The 12,960-nt window shown below is 71.7% G+C and carries 9 protein-coding genes and 1 pseudogene; all 10 read left to right on the forward strand.

The features are described 5' to 3' along the window. The first annotated feature begins 22 nt into the window (after positions 1–22). A complete protein-coding gene (locus AC6CKD_RS14775) occupies positions 23–3,001 on the forward strand; it encodes a bifunctional acetate--CoA ligase family protein/GNAT family N-acetyltransferase (protein ID WP_498327713.1) in 2,979 nt (992 codons plus the stop codon). Between the two features lie 46 nt (positions 3,002–3,047). Next, positions 3,048–3,656, forward strand: coding sequence for a DUF5998 family protein (locus AC6CKD_RS14780; RefSeq protein WP_489406588.1), 609 nt, complete (start codon positions 3,048–3,050; stop codon positions 3,654–3,656). Further along, entirely contained in the window at positions 3,656–4,861 is a 1,206-nt protein-coding gene (locus AC6CKD_RS14785; protein WP_498327714.1) for an alkaline phosphatase family protein, read from the forward strand. The genes AC6CKD_RS14780 and AC6CKD_RS14785 overlap by 1 nt, the downstream gene beginning before the upstream one ends. Positions 4,862–4,922: 61 nt before the next feature. Next, positions 4,923–5,573, forward strand: coding sequence for a thymidine kinase (locus AC6CKD_RS14790; RefSeq protein WP_498327716.1), 651 nt, complete (start codon positions 4,923–4,925; stop codon positions 5,571–5,573). A 92-nt stretch (positions 5,574–5,665) separates the two neighbouring features. Beyond that, entirely contained in the window at positions 5,666–6,064 is a 399-nt protein-coding gene (locus AC6CKD_RS14795; RefSeq protein WP_498327717.1) for an SseB family protein, read from the forward strand. Next, the gene (locus AC6CKD_RS14800) at positions 6,064–6,627 is read left to right on the forward strand and encodes a hypothetical protein (protein WP_498327718.1); all 564 of its coding nucleotides are present in this window, start codon (positions 6,064–6,066) and stop codon (positions 6,625–6,627) included. The genes AC6CKD_RS14795 and AC6CKD_RS14800 overlap by 1 nt, the downstream gene beginning before the upstream one ends. Next, complete coding sequence (locus AC6CKD_RS14805; protein ID WP_498327719.1) at positions 6,627–11,282, forward strand: putative T7SS-secreted protein; 4,656 nt, start codon at positions 6,627–6,629, stop codon at positions 11,280–11,282. Before AC6CKD_RS14800 ends, AC6CKD_RS14805 begins: the two co-directional genes overlap by 1 nt. Beyond that, positions 11,269–11,763: an Imm50 family immunity protein gene (locus AC6CKD_RS14810; RefSeq protein WP_498327720.1), complete on the forward strand. Its 495-nt coding sequence runs from the start codon at positions 11,269–11,271 to the stop codon at positions 11,761–11,763. The genes AC6CKD_RS14805 and AC6CKD_RS14810 overlap by 14 nt, the downstream gene beginning before the upstream one ends. Positions 11,764–11,772: 9 nt before the next feature. Then, positions 11,773–12,174 carry an Imm50 family immunity protein gene (locus AC6CKD_RS14815; RefSeq protein ID WP_498327721.1) on the forward strand — a complete coding sequence of 134 codons (402 nt, stop codon included), beginning with the start codon at positions 11,773–11,775 and terminating at the stop codon, positions 12,172–12,174. 73 nt (positions 12,175–12,247) lie between these two features. Next, positions 12,248–12,896, forward strand: a pseudogene (locus AC6CKD_RS14820) (thymidine kinase). Positions 12,897–12,960 lie beyond the last annotated feature (64 nt).

The raw sequence follows: 12,960 nt of genomic DNA on the forward strand, positions 1-12,960 counted from the left end.
GTTCGAGCCTTAAGGTGACCCCATGACCACCGAGTCCGACCCCTCGTACCCGGATCACTGGGAAGCCGACGTCGTCCTTCGCGACGGCGGAACCGCCCGGATCCGGCCCATCACCACCGACGACGCGGGCCGGCTGGTCAGCTTCTACGAGCAGGTCTCGGACGAGTCCAAGTACTACCGGTTCTTCGCGCCCTACCCCCGGCTCTCCGACCGCGACGTGCACCGCTTCACGCACCACGACTACGTGGACCGCGTCGGCCTCGCCGCGACGATCGGCGGCGAGTTCATCGCCACCGTCCGCTACGACCGGATCGGCGCCGACGGCCGCTCGGCCACCGGGCCCTCCGACGAGGCCGAGGTCGCCTTCCTCGTCCAGGACGCCCACCAGGGACGCGGCGTCGCCTCCGCCCTGCTCGAACACATCGGCGCGGTGGCCCGCGAACGGGGGATCCGCCGTTTCGCGGCCGAAGTGCTGCCCGCCAACAGCAAGATGATCAAGGTGTTCACCGACGCCGGCTACCAGCAGAAGCGCAGCTTCGAAGACGGCTCCGTCCACCTCACGCTCGACCTCGAACCGACCGCCGAGTCCCTCGCCGTCCAGCGCGCCCGCGAACAGCGTGCCGAGGCCCGCTCCGTCCAGCGGCTGCTGGCCCCCGGCTCGGTGGCGGTGATCGGAGTCAGCCGCTCCCTCGCCGGCGTGGGTGCGGCGGCCCTGCGCAACCTGCGCGACAGCGGCTTCCACGGCCACCTCTACGCGGTCAACGAGGCGGTCACCCGCGATCTGCTCGACGGCGTACGGGCCTACCCCACGCTCGGGGCCGTCGGCGCCCCGGTCGACCTCGCGGTCATCGCGGTCCCGGCGGACCGGGTCCCGGACGCGGTGGCGGCCTGCGGCGAACACGGGGTGCAGGGACTGGTCGTCCTGTCGGCCGGATACGGGGAGAGCGGGCCCGAGGGCCTGGCCCGCCAGCGCGAACTGGTGCGGCAGGTGCGCTCGTACGGGATGAGGCTGATCGGACCGAACGCCTTCGGGGTGATCAACACGGCCCCCGAGGTGGAGCTGAACGCCTCCCTCGCCCCCGCGCCGGCCCCCGCGCGCGGAAGGGTCGGCCTGTTCACCCAGTCCGGGGCGATCGGCATCGCGCTGCTCTCCGGGCTGCTGCGGCGCGGGGAGGGGCTGTCCTCCTTCGTCTCCGCCGGGAACCGGGCCGACGTCTCCGGCAACGACATCCTCCAGTACTGGTACGACGACGAGGCCACCGACGTCGCACTCATGTACCTGGAGACCCTGGGCAACCCGAGGAAGTTCACCCGGCTCGCCCGGCGCACCGCGGCCGTCAAGCCCGTGGTCGTCGCCAAGGGAGGCCGGCACACCCCCGCCGGACACGTGGTCCCCGGCACCCGGCTGCCCGAGGCGACGGTCTCGGAGCTGCTGCGGCAGGCGGGCGTCATCAGGGTCGACACGGTGACGGAGCTGGTGGACGTCGGCCTGCTGCTGGCCTCGCAGCCCGTACCGGCCGGGCCGCGGGTGGCCATCCTAGGCAACTCCGAATCGCTCGGCGTCCTCACCTACGACGCCTGCCTGACGGAGGGGCTGCGGCCGCTGGCGCCGCTCGACCTGACCACGGCCGCCTCGCCGGAGGACTTCCGTACGGCCGTCACCGCGGCGCTGGCCTCGCCGGACAACGACGCCGTCGTCGTCACCGCGATCCCGTGGGTGAGCGAGCACGCGCTCGCCGACGATCTGGCGGAGGCCCTGCGGGCGGCGGTCGCCGCGCACCCCGGCAAGCCGGTGGCCGTGGTCCACGTGGAGCTGGGCGCCCTGGCGGAGGCGCTCTCGGCGGCCACGGCGCCGGCCGCCGCGACGGCCCTCGCGGACGCGCTGCCCGCCACCCTGCCGACGCCCGCGACGGCCCTGGCGGCCCTGGCCTCCGCGTCCACGGCACGGGCCGACGCGGTCCCCGCCACCGACGGGCCCGCCACGTCCGGCGTGCCCGCCACGTCCGGCGTGCCCGCCACCTCCGCCGTGCCCGCCACCTCCGCCGTGCCCGCCGCCGCGGCGGCGCCGCCGGTCCAGCCCGACCCGGCCTCCGCCGCCGCGGGGACCGCGGCCCCGCCCGCTCCCGGCACCACCCGGATCCCCAGCTACCCCGCCGCCGAGCGGGCCGTCAAGGCCGTCGCCGAAGCCGTCCGGTACGGCCAGTGGCGCCGCGGCAACGCCGAGGTCGGGCAGGTGCCCGAGTTCGAGGACATCGACGAGAGCGGGGCCGCCGGGCAGCTCTCCCGCCTGCTGGCCGGCGTGGGGGAGGAGGAGGTGGCCACCCTGCAGGACCCCGACGCCCGCGAGCTGCTCGCCCGGTACGGGATCCGGGTGCTCTCCACGCTCCCGGCCCCCAGCGCCGACTCCGCGGTCCGCGCGGCCTCGGTCCTCGGCTACCCCGTCGCACTCAAGACCACGGCCCCGCACCTGCGCCACCGCGCCGACCTCGGCGGCGTCCGCCTCGACCTCACCACCGAGGCCGAGCTGCGCCGCTCGTACGAGGAGCTCACCCATGCCCTGGGCAAACCGCAGGAACTGCTGCCCGTGGTCCAGTCGATGGTTCCGCGCGGCGTCGACACCGTCATCCGCTCGGTCATCGACCCCGCGGCCGGCGCCGTACTGTCCTTCGGGCTCTCCGGGGTCGCCTCCGAACTGCTCGGCGACACCGCCCACCGGCTGGTTCCCGCCACCGACAAGGACGCGGCGAGCCTGATCCGCTCGATCCGCACCGCTCCGCTGCTCTTCGGCTGGCGCGGCAGCGACCCCGTCGACACCCCCGCCCTGGAGGAGCTGCTCCTGCGCCTCTCCCGCCTCGTCGACGACCACCCCGAGGTGGTCGGGGTCGCCCTGGAGCCCGTCGTCGTCGCCACCGAGGGGCTGTCCGTGCTCAGCGCGAGCGTCCGCGTCGCCCACCCTCCCGCCCGCGGCGACCTCGGGCCGCGCACCCTGCCCAGCTACTGAGGTCCTGGGGCCCAGGGCGGCCGAGGTGCCCCATACGGGCCTTAGGATGGACCTCATGGCGAAATCCGGTACGACGACCCAGGGGCTGCGCACGGCGATCGAGCGCAGCGGCTACTACCCGGCCCTCGTGGCCGAGGCCGTGGAGGCCGCGGTGGGCGGCGAGCCGATTTCGTCCTACCTGGTCCACCAGGAGACGACCTTCGACTCCAACGAGGTGCGCCGGCACGTCACCGTGCTGGTCCTCACCGGCAACCGCTTCATCGTCAGCCACACCGACGAGCAGGCCGCCGACGCCGGGTCCCCGTCGCCGTACGCGACCACCTCCACCGAGTCGGTCAAGCTGGCCAGCATCTCCTCCGTGGTGCTCAGCCGCGTCGTCGCCAACCCGGAGTCCTACACCCCCGGCACCCTGCCCCGCGAGGTCGTCCTGACCATCGGCTGGGGCGCAGTCTCGCGCATCGACCTGGAGCCCGCCGCCTGCGGCGACCAGAACTGCGACGCCGACCACGGATACACCGGCAACTCCACCGCGGACGACCTCAGCCTGCGCGTCAGCGAGGCCGGCGACGGTCCGGAGGCCGTCCGCCAGACCCTGGTCTTCGCGCAGGCGCTCTCCGAGGCCACGGCAGCCACGTCCTCCACCCCCGCCCGCTGATGGCGTACTCCGCCGCGCAGAGCTGGCAGGACGAGCCGGAGCTGCTGGACCTGGCGGGCGCCCCGGTGCCGCACTACGGCACCGGCTCGCTCGCCGACCTGCTGCCCACCCTCGTGGCCGGCCAGGGCGTACCCGGCTTCGAGGCCTCGATCGCCGAGCTGACCCCGGCCGACCGGAACTGCGTGTTCCTGGTCGACGGGATGGGCTGGGAGCAGATCAAGGCCCACCCGGACGAGGCCCCGTACCTCACCTCCCTCCTCGGCAGCTCGCGCGGCGGCACCGGCCGTCCGATCACCGCGGGCTTCCCGGCGACCACCGCCACCTCGCTGGCCTCCGTCGGGACCGGCCTGCCGCCCGCGCGGCACGGCCTGCCCGGCTACACCGTGCGCAATCCCGCCACCGGCGAACTGATGAACCAGCTCCGCTGGCACCCGTGGACCTCGCCCAAGGCCTGGCAGCCGTACCCGACGGTCTTCCAGCAGGCGGACGCGGCCGGGGTGGCCACGGCGCAGGTGTCCTCGCCGGCCTTCCAGACGACCCCGCTCACGAAGGTCGCGCTGAGCGGCGGCACCTTCCTCGGCCGGATGACCGGCGAGGAGCGCATGGACCTCGCGGCCGAGCGGCTCGCGGCCGGCGACCGCTCGCTCGTGTACACGTACTACAGCGAGCTCGACGGGGCCGGCCACCGGCACGGCGTCGACTCCGACGCCTGGCGCGGCCAGCTCATGTACGTGGACCGACTGGTCCAGCGGCTCGCCGAGCAACTGCCACCGCGCACCGCGCTGTACGTGACCGCCGACCACGGCATGGTGGACGTCCCCTTCGACGAGGACTCCCGCATCGACTACGACGACGACTGGGAACTCGGCGCGGGCGTGGCCCTGCTGGGCGGCGAGGGCCGGGCCCGGCACGTGTACGCCGTACCGGGCGCCGAGGCCGACGTCCTGACCGTCTGGCGCGAGGTCCTCGGCGACCGCTTCTGGGTCGCGAGCCGGGCGGAAGCCCTGGAACTGGGCTGGTTCGGGGCACCGGGCGAATGCGACGAGCGGGTCCTGGGCCGCATCGGCGACGTGATCGCCGCCGCCCAGGCCGACGTGGCGATCACCGCCTCGCGCGCCGAGCCCAACGAGTCGGCCCTCGCGGGCATGCACGGCTCCATGACCGCGGCGGAGCAGCTGGTCCCGCTGCTCGAAATCCGCTCCTGACGCTCCGGGCCCAGACCTTCCGCCTCCCTTCCCCCTTGCTTCGAAAGGCCTTGTACTCCCCATGCCCGAGCTGGTGTTCTTCTCCGGAACGATGGACTGCGGAAAGAGCACGCTGGCGCTCCAGATCGCCCACAACCGTGACGCGCGGGGCCTGCAGGGCGTGATCTTCACCCGTGACGACCGTGCGGGCGAGGGCAAGCTGTCGTCCCGCCTCGGGCTGGTGACGGAGGCGGTGGAGGCGCCGGAGGGCATGGACCTGTACGCGTACGTGGTCGCCCGACTGACCAAGGGCGGCAAGGCGGACTACGTGATCGTGGACGAGGCCCAGTTCCTGGCGCCCGCGCAGATTGATCAACTGGCCCGGATCGTCGATGACTTGGAAATGGACGTCTTCGCGTTCGGCATCACGACGGACTTCCGTACGAAGCTGTTCCCGGGTTCGCAGCGTCTGATCGAGCTGGCGGACCGCCTGGAGCAGCTCCAGGTCGAGGCCCTGTGCTGGTGCGGCGCCCGCGCTACCCACAACGCCCGTACGGTGGCCGGGGAGATGGTGGTCGAGGGCGCCCAGGTAGTGGTCGGCGACGTGAACCGCCCGGCGGGAGAGGTCGGTTACGAGGTCCTGTGCCGCCGCCACCACCGCAAGCGCATGACCTCGGCCGCGGCCCACGCCGGAGCCCTCTCCCCGGACGTCCTCCCGGTCAACCACGCCTGACAGGGCCCGCCCAGGGGGCCTGAGGGAACCGGTGGGGTCCCCGATAGCGTGTTCCTCCAGGACGCTTACCGGCGCTGGAGGGGATGCAGCCCATGGATCTGACCGTGGAGATCGCGGCGATACGGGACGGATCGGGTGATCCGGCACGCCTGGTGGGGGAGTTCCGGCGGGCTGTCCTGCTGGTGCCGCTCGCCGATAGCCCCGACGGTGGCCTGATGTCGGCGGTTTCGGGTGGAATCCGGTGGATCTACGCGTTCACAGATGAGGAGGCGCTGGCCCGGTTCGCGCAGGCGCGCGGTGAGGCGGGCCAGGAGTCGGAGTTCCTCGCGGTGCTGGGTGCGCGGCTGGTCGATGCGGTGATTCCGGCGGCGGACGGTCCGGCGGGCGTGGCGGTGAACGTGGCGGACGAGGACGGGTCGATGTTCTTCCCGCCGGTCGCGGGGATCGTCCCCGACGGGAGCGCCGTGGACCTGGCCGGGGCGGTGGCCTGATGGCGGGGGACGGAGACCTCGAAGTTTCGCCGGCGGCGGTCAAGAACATCCAGGACGGCCTGCGGGCGGCGATCGGGGAGCTGCGCGAGTCCGGGGACGCGGCCGGCGCCTCCATGGGGGCGGGTTTCGAGAACCTGGCGATGACGGGGATGGAGACCGGGCATCCGGGTCTGGCCACAGACTTCGAGGATTTCTGTGAGCGCTGGGAGTGGGGTGTGCGGAGTCTGGTGCAGAACGCGAGCACGCTGGCGCAGTCGTTGGGGATCGCGGCGGGGACGGTGTGGGAGGAGGAGCAGTACCTCCACGGCACGTTCCGGGTGGTGGCGAACGCGGCGTACGGCAATCCGCATGCCAGTGAGGACGAGATCGAGAAGAAGCCGTGGGGGGAGATCTTCTCCGCGGACGTCTACAAGCCGGATTACAGCGCGGAGTCCTTCGAGAAGAGCAGGAAGGACATGGGGCAGACCTGGTCGGACACGGGGGAGGAGTTGAAGTCCAACGGGAAGATCGGTTCGATCAACGACCTGCTGGAGCAGGCGAAGCGTGACGGGGGCGGTCACTGATGGGCTGGCGGGATTTCGTACCGGACGTCATCGAGGACGGCGTCGAGAAGGGTGCGGAGAAGGTCGGTGACGCGGTCGAGTGGGCCGGTGACAAGACGGCGGTTCTCGCCGAGGACGTGGGTCTGGATGACGCCGGGGACTGGATCCGTGACAAGAGCCGCTCGGCTGCCAACCGGCTGGGCGCGGATGTCGCGGAGTTGGAGCTGGGTCAGACCGAGGACCCGAACAAGCTGGTCTACGGCAGTGTGTCGAAGATCCGTGCGCAGGTCTCCCACCTGAACGACTTCAAGGCGTCTTTCGACAAGGTCGGCAACGGGCTGAAGGGGATGGGGGAGCCGGACGGGCTGAAGGGCGCTACGGCGGACTCCTTCAGGGAGTCGGTGGCGAAGGAGCCGCCGCGCTGGTTCAAGGCGGCGGAGGCGTTCGGGAAGGCCGCGGACGCGATGGGCCGGTTCGCGGAGACGGTGGAGTGGGCGCAGGGGCAGGCCAGGGAGGCGTTGGAGGAGTACAACCGGGCGAAGAAGGTGTCCACCGAGGCCCGCGGCGCGCACAACAAGCTGGTCGACACCTACAACGACGCGCTGAAGGCGAAGCAGGATCCGCTGCCGCCCCGCCCCTCGGAGAACTTCACCGATCCGGGGACCGCGATCGCGACGGCCGCGCAGGACAAGCTGGATACGGCCCGCAAGCAGCGCAACGACGTGGCCGAGACGGTCCGTACGGCGGTGCGGGCGGCGCGGGACGCGGCTCCGCCGAAGCCCTCGTACGCCAAGCAGCTCGGCGACGGCATGGACTACCTCGACCTCGCCAAGACGCACCTGACGGGCGGTGTCATCAAGGGCACGGCCGGGATCGTGAACTTCGCGCGTGCGCTCAACCCGATGGATCCGTACAACCTGACGCACCCGGCCGAGTACGTGACGAACTTGAACTCGACGGCCGCGGGCCTGGTCACGATGGCCAACGACCCGCTCGGGGCGGGCAAGAAGATGCTCGACGAGTTCATGAAGGACCCCTCCGAAGGCATCGGCAAACTGATCCCCGAACTCGTCGGCTCCAAGGGCCTGGGCTCGCTGAAGAAGGTCGGCTCGGCCGCCGCGCACCTCGACGACCTCAAGGGACCCGGCCGCACCAGCCTGGACAAGGACGGACCGAACCAGCGGGACAAGCCGGACTGCGACAAGCGGTGCGACGGGACCGACCCGGTCGACCTCGCCACCGGCCGGATGTTCCTGCCGCAGACGGACATCGTGCTGCCGGGTACGCTGCCGCTGATCTTCACCCGTCGCGCGGAGTCCGGTTACACGGCGGGACGCTGGTTCGGCCCGTCCTGGTCCTCCACCATCGACGAACACCTGGAGATCGACCCCGAGGGCGTCGTCCTGGTCACCGCGGACGGCCTGGTCGTCGCCTACCCGCACCCCGCCCCCGGTGTTCCGGTGTTCGCGACCAGTGGCCCCCGGTGGTCGCTGGACCGCACCCCTGAGGGCGGTTACAGCGTCACCGACCCGGACGGGGGTCTCACCCGGTACTTCACCGCTCCCGTAGGCGCCGAGGATGACGGTGACGGGTACGGCAACGCGGTCATCAACCGCGTCGAGGACCGCAACGGCAACACGATCACCTTCGAGTACGACGCGGACGGCACCCCGCTGGGCATGGACCACAGCGGCGGCTACCACCTGCGCTTCGAGACCTCCGGGGGCCGCGTCACCGGCCTCCACCTGACCGGTGGCCCGCGCGTCCTCGCGTACGGCTACACCGACGGAAACCTCACCGAGGTCGTCAACTCCTCGGGCCTCCCGCTGCGGCTCGCCTACGACGAGCGCGGCCGCATCACCTCGTGGACGGACACCAACGACCGCCGCTACTCCTACACCTACGACGACGAGGACCGCTGTGTCGCGCAGGGCGGGGACGCGGGCCACCTCACGCTCAGCATCGCCTACGGCCGGCCGGACCCGTCGACGGGCATGCGAACCACCACGACCTCCACGCCCACCGGTGAGGTGCGCCGCTATCTGGTGGACGCCTCGTTCCGGGTGGTGGAGTCGGTCGGCGCGCTCGGGGCCGTGACCCGGTCCTCGTACGATGCCCGCGGCCGACTGGCCTCGCTCACGGACGCGCTCGGCCGCACCACCGTCTTCGGCCGCGATACCGAAGGCCGTCTGGTCCACGTGGTCCGACCGGACGGCAAGGAACTGAGCACTGAATACGACGCCGCGGGCCGACCGGTGCTCCAGACCCGGGCGGACCGCACCACCTGGCGGTTCGCCTACGACGAGCGCGGAAATCCGGTCGCCCGCACCGGACCCGTGGGCGGCACCACCTGCTACGCCTACGACGACACGGGCGCCCTGACCTCGACCACCGACGCCCTCGGGGGCACTACCCGGCTCCGCTGCGACCGGGCGGGCCTCCCCGTCGAGATCACCGACCCGGTCGGTGCGGTCACCCGGTACGAACGGGACGCCTTCGGCCGGGCCATCCGCATCGTCGACGCCCTGGGACACACCACCGAGCTGCACTGGACACCGGAAGGACGGCTGGCCCGGCGGGTCGAAGCGGACGGCTCCGCCCAGGAGTGGACGTACGACGGTGAGGGAAACTGCCTCACCCACACGGACGCGGCAGGTGCCACCGTCCGCTACGAATACGGCGACTTCGACCTGGTGACGGCCCGCACCGGCCCCGACGGCGCCCGCCACACCTTCACCCACGACGCCGGACTGCGGCTCACCGAGGTGCTGGACCCCCGGGGACTGACCTGGCGCTACACCTATGACGCCGCGGGCATGCCGGAGTCGGAGACCGACTTCGACGGCCGCACCGTCCGCTACGTCCACGACGCGGGGGGCCGCCTGGTCACCCGGATCAACGCCGGGGGCCAGGCCGTCCGCCTGGAGTACGACGTTCTCGACAACCGGGTGCTGAAGGAGGCGGATGGGGAGACCACCCACTACACGTACGACTTCTCGGACCGTCTGGCGTCGGTGACCGGACCGGGAGGCACCCTGACGTACCTGCGCGACCGCGCCGGCCGCATCTGCCGGGAGTCCTTCGAAGGCCGGACCCTGACGCGCTCGTACGACGAACTCAGCCGCGTCGTATCCCGCACCACCCCGTCCGGTGCGACCGCTGAGTGGACCTACGACGCGGCGGGCCACCGCACCGCGCTGACCACTTCCGGTCACCGGCTCGTCTTCGAGCGGGACGCCCTCGGCCGGGAGACGGGGCGCCGCGTCGGCGAGGCGCTCGCGCTGGACCTCGTGCGCGACGAGCTGGGGCGTCTGGTGGAGCAGCGCGCCACCGGCGGCGAGGGCCGGCCGTCACGACGCCGGAGCTACTCCTACCGTGCGGACGGCAGCCTGCTCGCGGTCACCGACGACCTCGGGGGTGACCGGAGCTACGAACTGGACCCGGCGGGACGGGTCACCGCCGTCACGGCCTCCGGCTGGAGCGAGCGGTACGCCTACGACGTGGCGGGCAATCAGACCGAGGCCTCCTGGCCCGACACGCACCCGGGCGGATCCGAGGCCACCGGACCCCGCGCGTACGAGGGCACCCACCTCGTCGGGGCGGGCCGGACCGTCTACACGTACGACGCCATGGGCCGGGCCGTCCGGCGCAGTCGCACCCGGCTCTCGCGTAGACCGGACACCTGGCAGTACACGTGGGACGCCGAGGACCGGCTCACGGCCGTGACCACCCCGGACGGCACGCTGTGGCGGTACCGCTACGACCCCATGGGCCGGCGCAGCGCCAAACAGCGCATGGCGGCGGACGGCGTCACCGTGGCGGAGGAGGTCACCTTCGTCTGGGACGGCATGACGCTGTGCGAAGAGACCTCCACCAGGGCCCCGGAGCCCGGTGACGACGCGCCACCCCCGTCGGTCACCCTGACCTGGGACCACCACGGACTCCAGCCGCTCGCGCAGACGGAGCGGCTGACGGCCGGCGACGCCGATGTCGACAGGCGGTTCTTCGCGATCGTCACCGACCTGATCGGCACCCCTCTGGAACTCGTCGACGAGAGCGGCGGGATCGCCTGGCGCACCCGTGCGACGGTGTGGGGGGCCACCACGTGGAACACCGACGCGCGCGGCTATACGCCGTTGCGGTTCCCCGGGCAGTACTTCGACCCGGAATCAGGGCTGCACTACAACTGCTTCCGGCACTACGATCCCGAGACCGCCCGTTATCTCTCCGTCGACCCTCTGGGCCTGGGCCCGGCGCCCAACCCCCGTACCTATGTGGCGAACCCGCTGACCTGGACGGACGCGTTGGGCCTCGCGCCCGAATGCCCCAAGGTCGGCCGGACCTTGGCGGAGACGAAGGAGCTGGCGCTGCGGAAGGCGGGTGTGCCCGAGGGGCTGGAGCCCTCGGACGTCTACCCGTGGACGAAGGCGACCACCCCCGAATGGCAGGGGGGCAAGCAGCTGATGGGGCCGGACGGCAAACCGATCTGGTACACCGAGGAGTGGTACGAGCTGCCCAACGGGGACATCGTCGTCTTCCAGGACCATTGGTTCGGCCACCAGAAGCCGGGTGAGCCCGGCTACCAGCCGCCGCACGTCCACGTACGGCCCGGAGAGGACACCCGGAACGGCCAGATCCCGGGCACGGAGGAGCATTACTACTATGACCTGGAATGATTTCGTCGTGAACGCGGAGGTCTTCGCGCCGTACTACGACGAACTGCCCCGGCTGACGGCCGTCCGGCTCCGCTCCGTCCACCTCGACGGCTGGGCATCGGCCGTGACGCTCAGGCTCGACCTGCCCCGTTTCCCGGACCGGTGGGAGGCGGGGTCCGGCGATACGATGCAGTGTCAGCTCCAGTTCTCACACGTCGAGGACTTCGTGATGGACGGGTGGCGCCCGCCGGTGACGGCGGACGTGGAGCTGGCCGCGCTCGTCGGGCCGCCGGAGCACCGGATCGCGGTACGGGTGGCGGCGGCCGGGGCCGAAGTGGCGTTCACGGCGAACGCCTCCGTGGTCGTGGGGCGGCTCGGAGTCTTCACCCGCGGAGCGGACGGCGGTGACGGCGGGCCGCGCCACTTCACCCGCCTGATCGAGCGCAGGCTCTACCCGGCGCTGCCGCCCACCCACGACAACACCTTCTACGAGCGGGTCTGAGAGTCGGAAATGAGCCCGAGCCTTCCCCCCTGGCCGCAACTCGCGGTGCTGTACGACGCGCCACCGGATCTTTCCTCCTGCCCGCTGTATTACGTACACGTGGACGAGCGGGACACCTCGGTCACCCTTGGCTTCGAGACTTCGCGGCTGCCCGATCATCCGGAGCCGGAATGGGAGGAGGGCAGCTACAACACTCTGCGCTTCTTCGTCGTGTTCACAGCCGTGGACGAGCTGCGGATGGCGGGCATCGCCGCGGAGCGGCCGGATCGTCACGACCGGACGGTGCGCCTCACCGAGACGGCGACAGGTCGCCAGCAGGTGTCGGTGACCAGCGGAACCCGCTCGATCTCCTTCAGCGCCGAGACTTCCCGGGTCGAAGGGATCCGGGTCTACCTGCAGGGATCTCCTTGATCCGGATCCGGGAGACGTGCCGGCGGGGGTGAAGGCGTAGCGCGCGGCCGGCACGGTGGCGCATGGACCGGACTTGATCGTCTCCCGTGCCGACGATGGTGGTTGGTCGAGTAAGAGCACACTGGCGCTCCAGATCGCCCACAACCGTGACGCGCGGGGCCTGCAGGGCGTGATCTTCACTCGTGACGACCGGGCGGGGGAGGGCAAGCTGTCGTCCCGCCTCGGGCTGGTGACGGAGGCGGTGGAGGCGCCGGAGGGCATGGACTTGTACGCGTACGTGGTCGCCCAGCTCACGAAGGGCGGCAAGGCGGACTACGTGATCGTGGACGAGGCCCAGTTCCTGGCCCCCGACCAGATCGACCAGTTGGCGCGCATCGTGGACGATCTCGACATGGATGTCTTCGCCTTCGGCATCACGACGGACTTCCGTACGAAGCTCTTTCCCGGGCTCGCAGCGCCTGATCGAGCTGGCGGACCGCCTGGAGCAGCTCCAGGTGGAGGCGCTGTGCTGGTGCGGAGCCCGCGCCACGCACAACGCCCGGACGGTGGGAGGGGAGATGGTGGTCGAGGGCGCCCAGGTGGTGGTCGGTGACGTGAACCGCCCGGCGGGCGAGGTCGGCTACGAGGTCCTGTGCCGCCGCCACCACCGCAAGCAGATGACGAGCGCGACGGCCCACGCCGGCGCCCTCTCCCCGGACGTCCTCCCGGTCAACCACGCCTGACAGGGCCCGCCCAGTGGGGCCTGAGGGAACCGGCGGGGTGCCCGATAGCGTGTTCCTCTAGGAC

The sequence above is a fragment of the Streptomyces sp. GQ60 genome, assembly GCF_059758875.1.